Source organism: Streptomyces nymphaeiformis (assembly GCF_014203895.1).
Lineage (GTDB): Bacteria > Actinomycetota > Actinomycetes > Streptomycetales > Streptomycetaceae > Streptomyces > Streptomyces nymphaeiformis.
Genome location: NZ_JACHJY010000012.1, coordinates 25,183 through 41,794, shown reverse-complemented (window position 1 = coordinate 41,794; position 16,612 = coordinate 25,183). Strand labels below are relative to the sequence as shown.

The window sequence follows — 16,612 nt, the reverse complement described above, 5'->3', positions numbered from 1 at the left end:
CCGTCAGTCCTGTCCGTCGTCGAACGCGGTCGACGCCGTCAGCCCCTCGACGAACGTCCGGAAGCCCCCGGCCAGCGGCACCTCGCTCTCGTCCTCGACGTCGAACCAGGTGACCGACGGCTCCCCGTCCGCGCCGCACGTCCGGTAGTCGAGCGCGATCCACGTATGACCGTCACCGGAGAGCAGGACGAGGGGGGACGGCAGTCCCCATTCCTCGATCAGGTAGGCCGAGTCCAGCATCGACAGCCGGTCGTCGTTCTCGCCGATGCCCATCAGGACGTCGAACGGGACGTGGTCGTCGCTCCACGAGGTCGGTACGTCCGTGGGATACGCGTCCCACGCGTCCGCCACGACACCGCCGTCCCGGACCCGCAGGAGTGCGAGGAGAGCCTCCGGCAGGCGCACGCCGAGCCGCTGCTCGGCATCCCGTACGGCGGCGTCGGTCAGCGTCCCGGCCGGGCCCTCGCTCCAGAACGTCGCCTTCACCTCGTCGAACCGGGCGTCGTTCACCGGGTCAGCCGCCAGACCTGGTCCTCGCCGGTCTCCGCCGGGGCCGTGGGCTCGTGGGGGCGGCGGAGGTGGGCGGTGAAGCCGAGGCGGGCGGGTACGGCGCCGCTCGCGTGGTTGGCGACGTCGTGGACGACCTCGACGCCCGTGACGCCCGGCAGGCGGAACGCCTCCTCGACGAGCGCGCGGGCGGCGCGCGTGGCGATGCCCCGGCCGGTGGTGGACGGATGCAGCCAGTAGCCGAGCTCGACGGTGGCGTCGGGGGTGTCGTCGTGCCGGTGCAGCCCGGTGGAGCCGACGATGGCCCCGTCGAGCACGACCGCGTAGCTGTACGCCTCGCCGCTCGCCCACTGCTCCGCCCGCCCGTCCAGGAAGTGCGCGGTCCTTTCGAGGCTGTGCTCGGCGACCCACGGCATCCACGGGCGCAGGTGCTCCAGCGACTCCTCGATGACCTGGAAGAACTCCGGAAGGTCCGCCTCGGCCTCGAACGCGCGCAGGGTGAGCCCGCCGTCGAGCTCGATGCGGGGCGGAGGGGTGTGCTGTGAGAGGTCCATGCGGGGAGGATCGGCCGTACGGGTCCTGCGGAGCAAGGGATTTCGGCCGGACGCCCGTGGATGATCGGACACATGGACATCGACGAGGGTCTCGTACGCGCGCTGCTCCTTGACCAGCACCCCGACCTCGCCGAGCTGCCGGTCCAGCGGGTCCCCGGCGGCTGGGACAACCAGATGTGGCGGCTCGGCGACGAGTTGGCCGTACGGATGCCCCGCAGCGAACGGGGCCCGGAGCTGCTCCGCAAGGAGCACCGCTGGCTGCCGGTCCTCGCGCCGCTGCTCCCGCTGCCCGTACCCGTCCCCGTACGCACCGGGGAGCCGTCCGCGCGCTTCCCCCGGACCTGGACGGTCGCCCGCTGGGTCCCGGGCGAGCCGAGCGACGCCACACCCGTCACGCGCGGCGGCCACGCGGCCGAGGCCCTGGCCGGCTTCCTGCGGGCCCTGCACCGCGAGGCGCCCGAGGACGCCCCCGCCAACCCGGACCGGGGCGTGCCCCTCGCGGACTTCGCGGCGGGGTTCGAGGAGGGGTTCCCGCTCCTCGCCGAGCACGCCGACCCCGGGGCCGTACGGGACATGTGGGAGGACGCCCTCGCGGCTCCCGTCCGGCAGGGCCCGCCGGTGTGGCTGCACGGCGACCTGCACCCGGCGAACGTCGTCGTCGCCGACGGCACCCTCGCCGGAGTCGTGGACTTCGGCGAGGTCTGCGCGGGCGACCCGGCGACGGACCTCTGTGCGGCGTGGCTGCTGCTGCCGGAGGGCGCGGCCCCGCGCTTCTTCGAGGCGTACGCGCGCGTGGACGAGGCCGCGTACGGCAACGGTCACGCGCGCGTGGACGACGCCACCGTCCGCCGGGCCCGGGGCTGGGCCCTGCTCCGCGCGGCCGGGCTCATCGCCATCGGCCGCGCGGGCGACCGGGGCCTCCCGGGCGGGAAGCCGACCTGGGGCCCGGCCGGCCGCGCCGCCCTCGCCCGCGTACTGGCGTGAGCGGGGGCCGGCACCCGGCCGCCCGCGTACGGGCAGGCGTCAGCCCTTGCTGACCGCCGCCAGGATCTCCGGCAGCCGGGCCGCCGTGCGCGGGGCCGCCAGCTTGAGGCCCGCCAGGACGAGCAGCCCGCCGTAGAGCGCGCCCGCCGGGAGGAGGAGCCACAGCAGGGACTGCCGGTCGGAGACGTGGAGGTAGACCGTCGCGGCGATGAGCGGGGAGCACAGCAGCCCGCCCAGGATCATGCCGCCCATGATCGACATCCAGGCGAGCCCGCCCTGCCCCGGTGCGACGTTCTTGTAGCCGCTGTCCTGGGGGATCGAGTACGGGAAGACCGCCGAGGTCACCGCGCCCGTCGCCATCATCGCGCCGAGCAGGCCGAACGCCAGGCCGAGGGCCTCGGGGAACGCCGACCAGTCGCCGAGGACACCGGCGGTCAGCGCGGTGACGACCGTCGTGTACGGCAGCGTGACCGACAGCAGCGCCAGGGCCCGCGCCCGGAGTTCGGCGTACGCGTCGGCCGTCGTCGAGATGGTCTGCGCGACCATCCAGAACGCCGAGGTGTCCTGGCCGAACTGGTTGTACATCTGGATGCCGAGCATGCCGGAGGCGAAGCAGGCGAAGTAGATCGAGCCCGTCCCCTGGAAGGCGTTGAAGAGGGGGACGATCAGACCGACGGCGAGCGAGGTCACCCACGCCGCCTTCGTCTTCGGGTCGCGCCAGATGTACCGCAGGCTGCGCTCCATGACGGCGCCGGTGCGGCCGCCCGGCAGCATCCGGGCGAGCCGCCCCGTACCGCTCTTCTCGTCGGCACCCGCGTCGGCGGCCGCGCCGATCGTGGAGCCGTCCGGCTCGACCATCAGCCGCACCAGGCTCCGCTGCCACCAGTACAGGAGGCCCACGAGGGCCGCCGCCGTGAGCAGCAGCCGGGCCGCCGCCACCGCGTAGTCGCCGCGGCCGGCGGAGTCGACCGCGCCGATCGCGGCGGCCGGCGGCAGCCAGCCGACGACGGCCGTCGCAGGCTCCAGGGCCTCCAGGCCGCCGGCGCGGCCGAGCCGCTGGGCGCCGAAGTTGACGAGCTGCATGCCGACGGCGATGACCAGACCGCTCAGCAGGGCCAGGTCCCGGCCCTTGCGGGAGGTGAGCAGCCGGACGTTCGCGGCGGCCACCGAGCGGGACAGCGCCACGCACGTCACCGCCGCGAGCGGGACGGCGAGGACGGCGACGACGGTGCCTGCCGCGCCGTGCGCGACGGCTACGGAGGCGCCGAGGACCACGACGGAGGTGAGGACGGGGCCGACGCCCACGAGGGAGGCGACGAGCAGCGCCCGGACCAGCGGCCGGGGCTGCAGGGGCAGCATCACGAGCCGCGAGGGGTCGAGGGTCTCGTCCCCGCTCGGGATGAACAGCGGCATCACCGTCCAGGACAGCGAGAGGACCCCGGTGAGGAGCACCGCGACGGTGACGGCGTCCGCGTGCCCCCGCAGGAGGACGAAGCCGAGCACGGCGACGACGGCCAGGAAGGTGCCGAAGACGATCGACGCGAGGTACGCGGCGGTCCGCCCGCCGGACTGCCGCAGCCCGTTCTTCAGGAGCGACAGCTTGAGCCGTACGAAGACGGACGTGAGGGACGGTACGGGGGAGGCGGCGGTCGTGGCGGTCGCGCTCATCGCTGGGCCCCGCTCGTACCCGGACCGCCCTTGCCCGCACCCGGACCGCCCAGCCAGTCCAGCGAGTCCCCGGCCGCCGCGCGGCCGTTCGCGCCGACGAGCTCCAGGAACGCCGCCTGGAGCGAGGGCGCGGAGCCCCGGACCTCGGCCAGCGGGCCCTGGGCCCGGATCCGGCCGGCCGCCATGACGGCGACCCAGTCGCAGAGCGACTCGACGAGCTCCATGACGTGGCTGGAGAAGACGACGGTCGCGCCGGAGGAGGTGTACCGCTCCAGGACGCCGCGGATGGTCTGCGCGGAGACCGGGTCGACGCCCTCGAAGGGCTCGTCGAGGAAGAGGACCTCGGGGTTGTGGAGGAGCGCGGCGGCGAGGCCGATCTTCTTCCGCATGCCGGTCGAGTAGTCGACGACCAGCTTGTTCTGCGAGCCCGCGAGGTCGAGCACGTCGAGGAGCTGCGCCGCCCGCTTGTCGACCTCCGCGCCCGGCAGACCGCGCAGCCGGCCGCTGTAGGCGAGGAGCTCGCGGCCCGAGAGGCGCTCGAAGAGCCGCAGGCCCTCCGGCAGGATGCCGATGCGGGCCTTGACCTGGGCGACCGACTCCGGGTCGGCCCACACGTCGTGCCCGGCGACGAGGATCCGCCCCTGGTCGGGCCGGAGCAGGCCGGTGATCATGGAGAGCGTGGTGGTCTTGCCGGCGCCGTTGGGCCCGACGAGCCCGATGAACTTCCCCGCGGGCAGGACGAGGTCGACCCCGTTCACCGCGATCTGCTGGCCGAAACGCTTCCACAGCCCCTCGACGCGTACGGCGGGCACCGCACCTTCCCCCGGTGCGGTGCCCGCCGTGTCGGACGCTCCGTCGAACGCCCCGTCAAATGCCTGGTCAGGCATGGTCCGTCAACCCTTCGATGGTCCCCGTAATCCTTACGGGGCCACCCTACGGGCGCGACCGTCCGGGCCTCCAGGTCACTGCGTGCGGCTCCTGGCCTCCGCCGCTTCCCGGCCACACGCGTACGCGAGGGCGCTGATCAGTTCCTCCGCGTCCGGCAGCCAGCGGTTCGCCGGGGTGGGGCGCCGCGCCCACTGCACCGCGCCGCAGCCGCCGATCCGGGTGGGCGGGGCCGCCACGTAGTGGCCCTCGCCGCGCGTGGTGAGGTCGATGGAGGCCGGGGTCCAGCCGAGCTTGCGGACGAGGTCCGGGACCTTGTTCGCGGCGCCGGGCAGCACGAAGAAGTACATGCGGCGGTCCGGGGTGCAGGTCACGGGGCCGAGCGTCAGCTCCATGCGCTCCATGCGGGCGAGCGCCAGGAAGCCGGCCGACTCGGACACCTCGATCGCGTCGAAGGTGCGGCCGGTCGGCAGCAGGATCGACGCCTTCGGCGTCTTCGACCACATCCGCCGCGCCCCGACCGCGCTCCCGGTCGCCTGGGTCGACCAGTCGGGCCTGACCGCGTGGGCGCCGGGCACGGCGCACTCGTCCGCGCCGCAGGAGCAGCGCTCCCTGCCTTCGACGGCTTCCAGCCAGGTCCCGGGAAACACGTCCCAGTGCCGCTCTTCCGCGTACCGCACGGCGCTGTCCAGCAGCTGCTCGCCCCGCTGCTTGGGGATCTGTGCGGCTTCCGTGACTCCCATGGTCTCTTCCACGGACAGCACAACTTCCCCCGTCACCTGGGGTTACGGGCGCGGTGGCGGGCGTGTTGACGCATCGATCCTGCACGCGGGGCGCATGGGTGCACTGGCGGGGGCGCGCGGAGGGCCGGGGAGCGGGCGTGGGTACGCAGAGGTGGGGGCGACGGCGGCGGGGGGTTCTCTTCGCGCCGCCGACGTGTCCGGTTTCGCGTGTTCACATCGGCATTGACCGGATATCAACCGGGCAGTGATCCCTTCTCCGGTGATCACCGCACGGCCTCAGGGGGTACTTCATGGCAGCCAGGCCACTCGTTCCGCGTCAGCTCAACGAACGGCTCCAGGCGCTCATCCAGGAGGCGGGCTGCTCCAACGCCGGCCTCGCCCGCAGGGTCAACATGGTCGGCGCGGAGCGCGGCCTCGACCTGCGCTACGACAAGACCTCGGTGGCGCGCTGGCTGCGCGGGCAGCAGCCGCGCGGCCGGGCACCGGGGATCATCGCGGAGGCCCTCGGCCGCAAGCTGGGCCGCACGGTCACGATCGACGAGGTCGGCATGGCCAACGGCCGGAACCTCGCCGCCGGGGTGGGGCTCCAGTTCGCGCCGACCGTGCCCGGGGCGATCGAGCAGGTCTGCGAGCTGTGGCGCAGCGACGTGGGCCGCCGGGACTTCCTGAGCGGCTCGACGGTCGCGGCCTCCGCCCTCGTCGAGCCCAGCCGGGACTGGCTGATCACGGGCCCCGACGCGCACGTGGCCCGGACGGCCGGGGCCCGGGTCGGGGTCGCGGACGTCGCGGCGGTACGGGAGATGACGGCCGCGCTCGTCGACCTCGACCGGCGCTTCGGCAGCGGCCACGTGCGGCCGGTGGTCGTGCACTACCTCAACAGCGTGGTGTCGGGGATGCTGTCGGGCTCGTACCGGGAGGCGATCGGCCGGCAGCTGTTCGCGGCGGTCGCCCGACTCACCGAGCTCGCCGGGTACATGGCGGTGGACACCGGCGAACCGGGCCTCGCACAGCGGTACTACATCCAGGCGCTGCGGCTCGCGCAGGCCGCGGGGGACCGGGGGTACGGCGGCTATGTCCTCGCCGCCTCGATGAGCCACCTCGCCGCGCAGCTCGGCAACCCCCGGGAGATCGCCCAGCTCGCGCGGGCGGCGCAGGAGGGCGCGCGCGGGAAGGTGCCGCCGCGCGCGGAGGCGATGTTCCTCGCGGCGGAGGCGCGCGGGCACGCGCTGATGGGCGACGTGCGCGCCTTCGAGGCGGCGGCGGGCCGTGCCGTACGAGCCCTGGAGCAGGCCGATCCGGAGGCGGGCGACGACCCGGCGTGGATCGCCCACTTCGACGCGGCCTACCTCGCGGACGAGCTGGCGCACTGCTACCGGGACCTGGGGCAGGCCGAGGCGGCGGCGCGGGCGGCGCAGGAGTCGATCGCCGGGCACCCGGAGACGCGGGCGCGGCGCCGCGCGATCGGCCTGGCGCTCCTCGCCTCCGCGCAGGTCCAGCAGCGGGAGGTGGAGCTGGCCTGCCGCACGGGCACGCAGGCGCTCGAACTGCTCGGCACGCTGCGGTCCTCGCGGGGCGCGGAGTACCTGGAGGACCTGCGGGAGCGCCTGGAGCCGTACGCGGGGGAGGCGGTGGTGCGGGAGTTCGGCGCGCGGATGGAGCTGTACGCCGCGTGACCGTGTCAACCGTGTAATGGGTCTCACACGTATGTGCGGAGCCCTGTCGGCACCCGGTAGCGTGAGCCGACGATTCCGTAGGTTGGTCCATCAGTGGGAGTCCCGGTGACGCAGAACGGACAGGGTCCGGAGCATGGCGGCGGTCAGCCGTGGGGCGGCGCCTGGGGTCCCGCCGGTGCACAGCCGGGCGGGCAGCCGCTGCCGCCGGAGGTTCCGGCCGGTGGCGACATGCAGTCCACCCAGTACCTGCCGCCGATACCCCCGCAGCAGGCCCCGCCGCAGCCCGGCTACGGCTACCCGGGCCCGGGTGCCCCGGCCGCCGCCGACCCGCAGGCGACCCAGCACATCCCGCCGGTCCCGGGCGGGATGCCCCCGGCCCAGGGTGGAATGCCTCCGGTCCCGGGTGGGATGCCCCCGGCCGCCCAGCAGGCTCCCCAGCCCGGCTACGGCTACCCCAACCCCGGCGCGCCGGCCGCGCCCGCCGCCCCGCAGCCCGGATACGGCTACCCGCCCCCGGCCGGCGCCTCGGACGCGACCCAGTTCATCGCCCCGGTGCCGCCGCAGCAGGGCGGGGGCTCCGACACCCAGTTCCTCGGCACGGGCCCGCTCGCGCACCAGGGGCCCGGGCAGCCGGCCGGCGCCTCGGACGCGACCCAGTACATCGCCCCCGTACCGGGGCAGATGCCCGGTGAGCGGCAGCCGCCCGCCGACTTCGACAACCTGTTCCGTCCCGAGACGCCGCCGGCGCCCCAGGGCTACCAGCAGCCGGGCCCGGCCGCGTACCGGCAGCAGACCCAGCACCTCCAGCAGCCGCCGCCGCCCCCGCAGCAGCAGTACGGCTACGACGACGCGTACTACGACGACGAGCCCGAGCCGCGCCGCAAGTCGCCGCTCGCGCTGATCGCCGCCGTCGTCGTCGGCTGCGCGGTCGTCGGCCTCGGCGCCGGCGCGCTGCTCAGCGGCGGCGACGAGAACGACTCCAAGAACCCCGGGCAGAACGTGGCGGCGAGCTCCGCCGCGCCCTCCACCGGGGCGACCGAGCCCACCGAGAAGCCGGCGGACCCGGCGGAGCCCCAGGCGAAGGAGCTCAGCACGCTCCTCGCGACCAGCAGCAGCAGCCGCCAGACGGTCATCGACTCGGTGGCGGCCATCGGCCGGTGCAAGGACCTCGACCAGGCGGCGAACGACCTGCGCGGCGCCGCCGAGCAGCGCCGGGGCCTGATCACCAAGCTCCAGTCGCTGAAGGTCGACAAGCTGCCGAACAGCGCGGCGCTGACGGCGGCGCTCACCAAGGCCTGGCAGGCCTCGGCCGCCGCCGACGACCACTACGCGGCCTGGGCCGACCAGATGAAGGGCAAGAAGGCCTGCAAGGGCGGCCACGCCCGCGGGACCAGCCAGAAGGCCGCGGGCGACGCGAAGAGCGGCGAGGCCACCAACGCCAAGAAGACGGCGGCCGGGCTGTGGAACCCGACCGCCGACAAGTACGGCCTCGACAAGCGGAGCTGGACCCAGCTCTGAGCGGGCTTACGGGGCGCTGAGCACGGTCTCGCCGACGTCGACGAAGCCGGGCTTCTGCGCCACGAGCCGCCCTTGGCGGACCACCTGGAACGTCACCTCGTGGTTGACGATCCGGGTGAAGCCGGGGGCGCCGAGCAGGTCCTCGTACTTCCAGCGCAGGCTGGGGGTGAGGCCGCCGGTGTCGATCCGCTCGCCGCGGTCGAGGGCGTGGCTGATCTCCGTGGCCGTGATCTCGTCCTGGTGGAGGTTCTCGACGACCTCCTTGAGGACCGTGTAGGCGATCCAGGTGGTCTGGACGCCGGCGTCGGCCGGGTCGACCCGGTTGTCGGCGAAGGCGAACTCCTGGATGACCTTGCGCATCGGCGCCCAGCTCTTGTCGCCGGCCTCCGGGTACCAGCCGGTGACGTACGCGCCCTCGAAGGGGCTGTGGGGGCCGCCGGTGCGGTCGATGACGGGCTGGTCGACGCTGCCGAGGACCGAGGAGATGCGGACGGTGGCCTTCTGCTTCCGCTCCTCCCGGGGGAGACGGCGGAAGGAGTCGAAGAAGGTCTGGGTGCGCTCGCCGAGGACGGCGGTCACGCAGCCCTTCTCGTCGCCGGCGCGGGTGCGGGCCCGGTCCGCCTGCTCGGTGTACTCGGCGGCGTCCTCCAGGGCCGGGATGTCGACGGCGCCCCGGTGACTGGCCTTGTGCAGGCCGGAGTCGAGGAGCTCGGGGAGCTTGTCCCCCGCGGTGGTGTCGGGGCGGACGAGCGAGACCCTGTCGCAGGAGCCCGCGAGCTGCATGCCGTGCCCGGCGACGAGGGAGGCCACTCCGCCGTTGACGGGGTAGGAGAGCGGGCTGGTGAACTCGTCCTCCGCGATGCCGTAGCCGCCGATGTACGGGATGCCCGCGGCCTCCAGCGGGGCCATGAAGGCGCGGCCGTTCTGGCTGTACGAGCCGACGACGGCGACCGCCTTCTCGCGCACGGCCCGGCGGGCGCAGGCGGCGGCGCCGGCGGTGGTGTTCTGCTCGTTGCAGGTGAGGACGCGCAGTTCGTGCCCGTCGATGCCGCCCTGGGAGTTGACCCAGCGGGCGTAGGTCTGCGCCATGGCGGGCATTCCGGGCATGTTGGTGGCCCGGGTCTGGTCGGGAGCCCAGGTCATCACAGTGACGGGCTCCCTGGAGCCCCCCGTGGCCCCAGGGAGAACGCCGCACCCGGTGAGCAGCGACGCTCCGGTCGCCGCGGTCGTGACGTACGCGAGGAGTGAGGAAAGTCGCCTACCGGTCATGGGCATGCACATTTCCGCCTCACGGGTAACGCGGGAGTGAGCGCGGTTCAACGGTGGGTGACGCGAAGGTGAATTGCGGGGGTGGGCGACCGGGGAGAGGAGGGGGCGAGTCCGCTTACCGGACAAGGGAACGTACGATCGAACGATGTCCAGTGCAGTCCCCGGTTCGGTCTCCGGTTCGGTTAACTCTTCCCGTCGCGGCCGTCGCTCCTCCACCATGGGCGGCATGCCGCTCAACGACATGCCGTGGTGGCGCTGGCGCAGCAACGTGCGCTCGGCGCTGCACATGCTCTCCGACCCCGGATTCCACGAGACGACCTGGCTGACCGGCCAGGAGGGGTACGGCGACGTCACCGACGCCGTCTACCGCCTCGTCGAGGACACCTGGCTCGACAACTGGTCCGCCGAGAAGTACGTCGGCTCGATCTTCCGCGACTCCGGCGAGGCCGCCCTCGTCGACGTCGCCGTCCTGCGGGTGCTGCGCATCATGCACCAGGTCGGACCCGACGCCCCCGTCTCCGCCTACCTCGCCCACCCCGGCTGGCCCGAGGCCGTACGCGCCGCCCGCGACGCCCACGTACGCCTGGCCCAGGCCGACGGCGAGGACCCCGACACACCCCCGCGCTCCCTCGACGTGCTCCGTATCTTGACTTCCTCCCCCTCCTGAAGGAGGGGGAGTCCTGCGGCTTGCGCCGTGGGGTTTTCTGCTTCGTCGTCGGCTGCCCGTCCGGAGTTCTCCGTCGGGGTCTTGCGCCGGCTCCACAGACCGACACCGCCAGCCCGGCGGCCTTGAGGTTCTTCGCCGCGTTCACGTCCCGGTCGTGGGTCGTGCCGCAGCCCTCGCACGTCCAGGTGCGGACGTGCAGCGGGAGGCTCTCGGCGAGCCTGCCGCACTGGGAGCACAGCGTGGAGGAGGGGAAGAAGCGGTCGACGGCGATCACTTCCCGCCCGTACCAGGCGGCCTTGTACTCCAGCATGCCCCGGAACTCCGACCGCGCCGCATCACTGATGGCGCGGGCCAGGCTCCGGTTCCTGACCATGGTGCGGACGCTCAGGTCTTCGATCACGATCGTTTGGTTCTCACGAACGAGTCGAATGGTCAGCTTGTGCAGCCCGTCACGCCGCCTGTCGGCCATGCGGGCGTGGATCCTGGCGACCTTCCGCCGGGCCTTGCGACGGTTGGCGCCGTCACCCGGAGCCTTGCGGGAGAGGATCCGCTGGGCTCTGCCCAGAGCGGCACGGTCACGGCGCTCATGCCGGGGGTTGGCGATCTTCTCCCCGGTGGAGAGGGTCAGCAGGTGGTCCAGGCCGGCATCGACGCCGACGGCCGCGTCCGTGGCGGGGAACGGCTTCACGGACGGGTCCTCGCACAGCAGCGAGACGAACCAGCGCCCCGCCGCGTCCTGCGACACGGTCACCGTCGACGGCACTGCCCCCGTCGGCAAGGGGCGTGACCATACGAGGTCCAGCGCCTCGGACATCTTCGCCAACGTGAGCCGTCCGTCCCGGAACCGGAAGCCGGACGTGGTGTACTCGGCGGACTTCCGGGACCTCTTCCGCGACTTGAACCGCGGGTACTTCGCCCGCTTGCCGAAGAAGTCGGTGAACGCCGCCTGCAGGTGCCGCAGGGCCTGCTGCAACGGCACCGACGAGACCTCGTTGAGGTAGGCCGGCTCCTCGGTCTTCTTCCACGCGGTCAGCATGGCCGAGGTCTGGTTGTAGTCGACCCGCTGCTGCCGTGCCCATGCCTCCGTACGGGCCTCAAGCGCCAGGTTGTAAACCTTTCGCGCACACCCGAACGTGCGCGAGAGCTCAGCGGCCTGCGCGTCAGTCGGATAGAAGCGGTACTTGAACGCCCGCCTCACGCCCGTCGTGGTCACTCTCGCAAAGTAACGCTCTCACAGCTGAACGTGAAATCTGCCGGTGACCCGGTCCTGAGGCGTTCCGCCTGACGGACGGTCGTCTCCCGGGCGGGCGGGGTGTGGCAGGCTGACGGGATGACCGACCAGTACGTCCTCACGCTCTCGTGCCCGGACAAGCAGGGCATCGTGCACGCCGTGTCGAGCTACCTGTTCATCACCGGGTGCAACATCGAGGACAGCCAGCAGTTCGGAGACCGCGACACGGGTCTCTTCTTCATGCGGGTCCACTTCTCGGCCGAGAGCCCGGTGACGGTCGACAAGCTCCGGGCCAGCTTCGCCGCCGTCGGCGACTCCTTCGCCATGGACTGGCAGATAAACCGCGCCGACCAGCCCATGCGGGTCGTGCTCATGGTCTCCAAGTTCGGCCACTGCCTCAACGACCTGCTCTTCCGGTCGCGGATCGGGGCGCTGCCGGTGGAGATCGTCGCGGTCGTCTCCAACCACACGGAGTTCCAGGAGCTGGTGGGCTCGTACGGGATCCCGTTCCGGCACATCCCGGTCACCAAGGAGAACAAGCCCGAGGCGGAGGCGGAGCTCCTGGAGCTCGTGCGGTCCGAGAACGTGGAGCTGGTCGTCCTGGCCCGCTACATGCAGGTCCTGTCGGACGACCTCTGCAAGCAGCTCTCCGGGCGGATCATCAACATCCACCACTCCTTCCTCCCCAGCTTCAAGGGCGCCAAGCCCTACCACCAGGCGCACGCCCGCGGCGTCAAGCTCATCGGCGCGACCGCGCACTACGTGACGGCCGACCTCGACGAGGGCCCGATCATCGAGCAGGAGGTCGAACGCGTCGGCCACGAGGTGACCCCGGACCAGCTGGTGGCGATCGGCCGCGACGTCGAGTGCCAGGCCCTGGCCCGGGCGGTCAAGTGGCACGCGGAACGCCGAATCCTCCTGAACGGCCGCCGCACGGTGGTCTTCGCGTAGCAGCCGCGGACGGCGGCTACAGGCGGCTCAGCGACGCCGTCGCCGCCAGGACGTCGCGGATCGCCTCGCGGTCGCCGTCCTGGCCCGCTGCCGCCTCCTCCGGGGTGATGTGGCCCGCCACCAGCTGGCAGAACTCGACGCCGTCCAGGGCCACCTGGGCCACCGCCCGCTCCGGGGAGCCGAGGGCCGCAGGGGAGTCCAGGGGGATGTACCAGTGGCCGCCGCCCGCGCCCTCGACCTCCAGGTGGAGCGAGCGGCCCGCCGCACCCGCCGCGACGAGTTCCTTCGCGGGGCCCGCGAGGCCCGTGCGGCGGCGGTTCGCGAGGGCCGCGGGGAGCTGCCGGGCCGCGAGGTCGATCATGTCGTGGAGGTGCGGCGCGCTGGGCGGCGCGTACGGGTAGGCCACCGCCGTCGCGATGTCGTCCGCGTGCAGCCAGCACTCGAAGGCCCGCTCCAGGAGGGAGTCCCGGAGGGGCAGGGCGAAGTCCTTGTAGCTCACCGTCAGGTCCGCCACGCCCCGGCCCGCGAACGCGACCGTGCGGATCAGGGTGTGCGACTGGTCGCGCCACGGGTCGCGCAGGGACCGGTTCGGCGGCCGGTCGAGCGCCGCCCAGAACGCCTCCGTCCGCTCCGTCGGCGACAGCTCCGGCACGCCCGCGCCCAGCGGGTCGTCCAGGCCGAGCGCCGAGGACACCAGGCCGTCCACCGCGAGCAGGTGGCCGATGACGGCCGCGACGGTCGCCTTGCGGCGCACCACGCGGTCCTCCTCGTACCACTTGAGCCGTACCGGCGCGTGCCACTCGGACTCGCCGATGTCCCTGAGGAGCGCGTCGAGCCGCGCGGTCTCCGCGTCGTACGGCGTGACCCAGTCGGGCACGGGGATGCGGGCCGGGCGGCGGCCCAGGCAGTTCTCCAGGACCCGGGAGCGCAGCAGCGGGTCGAGGTCCAGGTCCCGGTCCTCGTGGAGGAGCGTGACCGCGTCGCGGAGCCGCAGGGCCTCGTCGGCGCAGGGCGCGCAGCCGGTGAGGTGGATCTCGACGGCCCTGGTCTCGCCGGCGGAGCACGCCGAGAGCGCCCAGGCCCCGAGGAGGGACTTGAGCACGTTGTGAGAGAGGTCCGGTACCTGTACCTCCGGTTCCTCCTCGTCTCTTTCCGGTTCGTCCCCCTGCGCCTCGGCGACCTCCGGCAGCGGCGCCGTCAGGTCGGCGTGGTCGTCCGCCGACCGGCGCGGTCCCGGTATCCACGGGGCGCGTGCGACGTCGTCCGCGTCGCCGTTCGCCCCGGTCACCGCGGTCGTCCGTAGCCGGGCGGCGAGGACCCTTCGAGCGGCCGGGTGTTCGCGGAGGAGAGCAGCTGGAGTCCGAGCCGGAGGCGCCGGCGCGCCTCGTCCTCGGTGACGCCGAGGTCGGCGGCGGTCTGGCGGTAGTCGCGGCGCTGGAAGTACGCCAGTTCGAGCGCCTTGCGCAGCGGCGCGGGCATGGACGTCACGATGTAGTCGGCGCGGGCGGCGACCGTGGCCCGGTGGACCTTCTGCTCCAGCTCCTCGGCGGAGCCGACGCCCGTCTCCGCGTACGCCAGGGCCTCGGCCTGCCGCAGCCGGTGCACGGCCTGCCGCTGGGTCAGCTTGGCGACCCACGAGCGCATGTTGCCCTGCTTCGGGTCGTACGAGTCGGGGTTCTCCCAGATGTAGCCGAAGACCTCGCGGGTGACCTGGTCGGCCGCCGCGTCGTCGTCGAGGACCCGGTGGGCGAGGGAGTGCACCAGGGCGGCGAACCGGTCGTAGAACTCGCCGAGGGCAGCGGCCTCCCCGCGCGCCAGCCGCTGCTGCATCCTGCGGTCCCAGCGCGGTGGTGTGTCCATCGCCATGCGGCCTCCGCCCCTTCAGGTTCTCGTCCACGGTAGTGCGCCGCTCCGACAACGCACGACTGTTTGCCGCAAGTGCGCCCTTGACGCGGATGGCGATGGTAAGGAAAGCGTCATCCCCGGGATCGGGGGTTTCGGAGCCCGCCGGTGGGGCAGGCGGCGACCGTGACGACGATCGAGGTCGACGAGGACGAGTACGGCTCCTGGACGGTTCTCCGTGTCCGGGGGGAACTGGACCTGGTCACCTCCCCCCGGATACGCCGCCGCGTCCACGACGCCGTCGCGGGCGGCCGCCACGACCTGGTGGTCGACCTGTCCGCCGTGCGGTTCTGCGACTCCAGCGGCGTCGGCGTGCTGATCGCCTCCCGCCGTCTGCTGCGCTCCTGCGGCGGCCGGCTGCGCCTGATCCTTCCCGAGGAGGACAGGGACGGTCACGTCGGGCGGGTGCTCTCCGCGCTCGGCGTGCGCCGCCTCTTCGACGTGTACGAGGACGTGCCGGGGGCGGTCGGCGGAGTCACCGGGGTGCCGGGCCGAATCGCTCCCTGAGCTTGTACTTGAGCACCTTGCGCAGGGTCTCGTTGCGGGGGAGCGCGTCCACCACCTCCAGCTGCTCCGGCAGCTTGTGGACGGAAAGACCGGCCTCCCGCAGGAAGGCCGTGACCTGCGGGAGGCCGAGCGGGGCGGCGCCCGGGGGCTGTTCGACGACGGCGCAGACGCGTTCGCCGCGCTCGGCGTCCGGCAGGCCGATGACGGCGGCGTCGCCCACGTCCGGGTGCCGGTGGAGGAGGTCCTCGATCTCCTTGGCCGAGATGTTCTCTCCCTTGCGGATGATGATGTCCTTGATGCGGCCCGTGAGGACGAGATGGCCGCTCGGCGTGAGGTGCCCGACGTCGCCGGTGACGAGGAAGCCGTCCTCGTCGAAGGCGGCGGCCGTCTGCGCCGGGTCGAGGTAGCCCCGGCAGACGGCCTCGCCGCGGAGCCGGACCTCGCCGTCGCCGGTGATCCGTATCTCCATGCCGGCGGGCGGGCGGCCCTCGGTGCCGGCGAGGTTCTCCTCGGTGTCGTCGGGGGCGCCCATCGTGATCATGGGGACCTCGGTCATGCCGTACCCGTGCGTGAGCTGGCAGCCGAGTTCCTTCCGTACCGCGTGGTAGATCTCCGGCGGCTTGGGCGCCCCGCCGCCGGCGAGCAGGCGGAGGGTGGGGATGACGGGCTTCCCGGGCTGTTTGCGCTGCTCGGCGAGGAACATCGAGTAGAAGGCGGTGGAGCCGCCGGCGACGGTCACGCCGTGCCGGTTGTACGCGTCGAGCGCCTCGGGCAGCGCGAACTGCTCGAACATCACGGCCGGGAACCCGTACAGCAGGAGCATCACCGTGTAGTCGGGCCCGGCGATGTGCGCGTACGGGAAGGCCATCGAGCCGACGTCCTCGGCGGTCAGGTGCAGGGCGTGGGCGAGGCAGGCGCCGCCGGCGAGGAGCGAGCGGTCGGTGTGCAGGACGCCCTTGGGGTCGGAGGTGGTGCCGGAGGTCCAGTAGATCCAGCGGACGTCGGTGCCGGAGGCGGGCGGCGGGGGCAGGACGGCCGGGTCGCCGTCCGGAAGGTCCTCGTAGGCCTCGAAGATCCCGCGCGCGCCGAGCCGCCTCGCCATCTCCGCATGGTCGAATCCACGCCAAGTTCCGGGGACCGCGAAGAACTCGGCCCGGGACTCGCGCAGCGCGAAGCCGACCTCCTTGTCGCGGTAGAAGGGGATCACCGGGGACTGCACGGCGCCGATGCGGGCGAGCGCGAAGGAGAGCACGGCGGTCTCGATGCGGGTGGGCAGCTGCCAGGCGACGACGGTGCCGGGCCGCACGCCCATCCCGTGGAGTCCGGCGGCGCAGCGCTCGGCGCGCTCGCGCAGGGCGCCGAAGGTGAGGACGCGGTCGTCCTGGAGGAGGACGGGCCGGTCGGGGGTGAGGGCGGCGCGGCGCTCGACGAGCTCCCAGAGCGTGCGGGACTCGCCCAGGGCGTGTGCGGTCTCGTTCATCCCGTACTCCTCTTGGCTGACGTTCCGTCAGATGTTGCGGTGAGCGTAGAGGTCCGGCGCTTGTCGGTCCAGG

At 73.1% G+C, this 16,612-nt stretch carries 15 protein-coding genes and 1 pseudogene; 6 read left to right on the top strand and 10 right to left on the bottom strand.

Annotated elements, in window-relative coordinates; all coding sequences use genetic code 11:
* Window positions 1–3: 3 nt before the first annotated feature.
* Both GGE06_RS34905 and GGE06_RS34900 read right to left on the bottom strand, forming a co-directional pair.
* A complete protein-coding gene (locus GGE06_RS34905) occupies window positions 4–510 on the bottom strand; it encodes an SMI1/KNR4 family protein (RefSeq protein WP_184932675.1) in 507 nt (168 codons plus the stop codon).
* The gene (locus tag GGE06_RS34900) at window positions 507–1,061 is read right to left on the bottom strand and encodes a GNAT family N-acetyltransferase (RefSeq protein ID WP_184932674.1); all 555 of its coding nucleotides are present in this window, start codon (window positions 1,059–1,061) and stop codon (window positions 507–509) included. Before GGE06_RS34900 ends, GGE06_RS34905 begins: the two co-directional genes overlap by 4 nt.
* 72 nt (window positions 1,062–1,133) lie before the next feature.
* On the opposite strand from GGE06_RS34900, the gene GGE06_RS34895 reads away from it, so the two are divergent.
* Window positions 1,134–2,045 carry an aminoglycoside phosphotransferase family protein gene (locus GGE06_RS34895; RefSeq protein WP_116165378.1) on the top strand — a complete coding sequence of 304 codons (912 nt, stop codon included), beginning with the start codon at window positions 1,134–1,136 and terminating at the stop codon, window positions 2,043–2,045.
* Window positions 2,046–2,084: 39 nt separating this feature from the next.
* Here GGE06_RS34895 and GGE06_RS34890 read toward each other — a convergent pair whose 3' ends face one another.
* The 3 genes from GGE06_RS34890 to GGE06_RS34880 form a co-directional block, all read right to left on the bottom strand.
* Complete coding sequence (locus GGE06_RS34890) at window positions 2,085–3,713, bottom strand: GumC domain-containing protein (RefSeq protein WP_184932673.1); 1,629 nt, start codon at window positions 3,711–3,713, stop codon at window positions 2,085–2,087.
* Window positions 3,710–4,600, bottom strand: a complete 891-nt coding sequence (locus GGE06_RS34885) for an ABC transporter ATP-binding protein (protein ID WP_116159503.1) — start codon at window positions 4,598–4,600, stop codon at window positions 3,710–3,712. Before GGE06_RS34885 ends, GGE06_RS34890 begins: the two co-directional genes overlap by 4 nt.
* Window positions 4,601–4,675: 75 nt before the next feature.
* Window positions 4,676–5,362 carry a bifunctional DNA primase/polymerase gene (locus GGE06_RS34880; protein WP_116159502.1) on the bottom strand — a complete coding sequence of 229 codons (687 nt, stop codon included), beginning with the start codon at window positions 5,360–5,362 and terminating at the stop codon, window positions 4,676–4,678.
* Between the two features lie 269 nt (window positions 5,363–5,631).
* Here GGE06_RS34880 and GGE06_RS34875 point away from each other — a divergent pair, with 269 nt between their 5' ends.
* On the top strand, window positions 5,632–7,014 hold the full coding sequence (locus GGE06_RS34875) for an NsdA family TPR-like regulatory protein (protein ID WP_116159501.1): 1,383 nt from the start codon (window positions 5,632–5,634) through the stop codon (window positions 7,012–7,014).
* 105 nt (window positions 7,015–7,119) lie between these two features.
* Window positions 7,120–8,532 carry a hypothetical protein gene (locus GGE06_RS43555; RefSeq protein WP_184932672.1) on the top strand — a complete coding sequence of 471 codons (1,413 nt, stop codon included), beginning with the start codon at window positions 7,120–7,122 and terminating at the stop codon, window positions 8,530–8,532.
* Window positions 8,533–8,538: 6 nt separating this feature from the next.
* Here the strand turns inward: GGE06_RS43555 and GGE06_RS34865 are convergent, their stop codons facing one another.
* On the bottom strand, window positions 8,539–9,813 hold the full coding sequence (locus tag GGE06_RS34865) for an ABC transporter substrate-binding protein (RefSeq protein ID WP_181924550.1): 1,275 nt from the start codon (window positions 9,811–9,813) through the stop codon (window positions 8,539–8,541).
* A 205-nt stretch (window positions 9,814–10,018) separates the two neighbouring features.
* Here GGE06_RS34865 and GGE06_RS34860 point away from each other — a divergent pair, with 205 nt between their 5' ends.
* Window positions 10,019–10,468, top strand: a complete 450-nt coding sequence (locus tag GGE06_RS34860) for an SCO4402 family protein (RefSeq protein WP_246532933.1) — start codon at window positions 10,019–10,021, stop codon at window positions 10,466–10,468.
* Window positions 10,469–10,484: 16 nt separating this feature from the next.
* Here the strand turns inward: GGE06_RS34860 and GGE06_RS34855 are convergent.
* Window positions 10,485–11,666, bottom strand: a pseudogene (locus GGE06_RS34855) (RNA-guided endonuclease InsQ/TnpB family protein); the annotation flags it as partial.
* A 132-nt stretch (window positions 11,667–11,798) separates the two neighbouring features.
* Between GGE06_RS34855 and purU the strand changes: the two are divergent.
* Window positions 11,799–12,650 carry a formyltetrahydrofolate deformylase gene (purU, locus tag GGE06_RS34850; RefSeq protein ID WP_116159496.1) on the top strand — a complete coding sequence of 284 codons (852 nt, stop codon included), beginning with the start codon at window positions 11,799–11,801 and terminating at the stop codon, window positions 12,648–12,650.
* Window positions 12,651–12,666: 16 nt separating this feature from the next.
* Here purU and GGE06_RS34845 read toward each other — a convergent pair whose 3' ends face one another.
* Together GGE06_RS34845 and GGE06_RS34840 are read right to left on the bottom strand one after the other, a co-directional pair.
* A complete protein-coding gene (locus tag GGE06_RS34845) occupies window positions 12,667–13,938 on the bottom strand; it encodes a maleylpyruvate isomerase N-terminal domain-containing protein (RefSeq protein WP_116159495.1) in 1,272 nt (423 codons plus the stop codon).
* Window positions 13,935–14,516, bottom strand: a complete 582-nt coding sequence (locus GGE06_RS34840) for a sigma-70 family RNA polymerase sigma factor (RefSeq protein ID WP_116159494.1) — start codon at window positions 14,514–14,516, stop codon at window positions 13,935–13,937. Before GGE06_RS34840 ends, GGE06_RS34845 begins: the two co-directional genes overlap by 4 nt.
* Before the next feature lie 162 nt (window positions 14,517–14,678).
* Between GGE06_RS34840 and GGE06_RS34835 the strand changes: the two genes are divergently transcribed.
* On the top strand, window positions 14,679–15,059 hold the full coding sequence (locus GGE06_RS34835; RefSeq protein ID WP_116165377.1) for an STAS domain-containing protein: 381 nt from the start codon (window positions 14,679–14,681) through the stop codon (window positions 15,057–15,059).
* Here the strand turns inward: GGE06_RS34835 and GGE06_RS34830 are convergent.
* Window positions 15,028–16,539: a class I adenylate-forming enzyme family protein gene (locus GGE06_RS34830; RefSeq protein ID WP_116159493.1), complete on the bottom strand. Its 1,512-nt coding sequence runs from the start codon at window positions 16,537–16,539 to the stop codon at window positions 15,028–15,030. The genes GGE06_RS34835 and GGE06_RS34830 overlap by 32 nt on opposite strands.
* Between the last annotated feature and the right edge of the window lie 73 nt (window positions 16,540–16,612).

What these genes read in the sequence shown, in the direction of transcription:
- GGE06_RS34900 (WP_184932674.1), bottom strand. Translation starts at nt 1,061, where the DNA reads ATGGACCTCTCACAGCACACCCCTCCGCCCCGCATCGAGCTCGACGGC.
- GGE06_RS34895 (WP_116165378.1), top strand. Translation starts at nt 1,134, where the DNA reads ATGGACATCGACGAGGGTCTCGTACGCGCGCTGCTCCTTGACCAGCAC.
- GGE06_RS34890 (WP_184932673.1), bottom strand. Translation starts at nt 3,713, where the DNA reads ATGAGCGCGACCGCCACGACCGCCGCCTCCCCCGTACCGTCCCTCACG.
- GGE06_RS34885 (WP_116159503.1), bottom strand. Translation starts at nt 4,600, where the DNA reads ATGCCTGACCAGGCATTTGACGGGGCGTTCGACGGAGCGTCCGACACG.
- GGE06_RS34875 (WP_116159501.1), top strand. Translation starts at nt 5,632, where the DNA reads ATGGCAGCCAGGCCACTCGTTCCGCGTCAGCTCAACGAACGGCTCCAG.
- GGE06_RS34865 (WP_181924550.1), bottom strand. Translation starts at nt 9,813, where the DNA reads ATGTGCATGCCCATGACCGGTAGGCGACTTTCCTCACTCCTCGCGTAC.
- GGE06_RS34860 (WP_246532933.1), top strand. Translation starts at nt 10,019, where the DNA reads ATGGGCGGCATGCCGCTCAACGACATGCCGTGGTGGCGCTGGCGCAGC.
- purU (WP_116159496.1), top strand. Translation starts at nt 11,799, where the DNA reads ATGACCGACCAGTACGTCCTCACGCTCTCGTGCCCGGACAAGCAGGGC.
- GGE06_RS34840 (WP_116159494.1), bottom strand. Translation starts at nt 14,516, where the DNA reads ATGGCGATGGACACACCACCGCGCTGGGACCGCAGGATGCAGCAGCGG.
- GGE06_RS34830 (WP_116159493.1), bottom strand. Translation starts at nt 16,539, where the DNA reads ATGAACGAGACCGCACACGCCCTGGGCGAGTCCCGCACGCTCTGGGAG.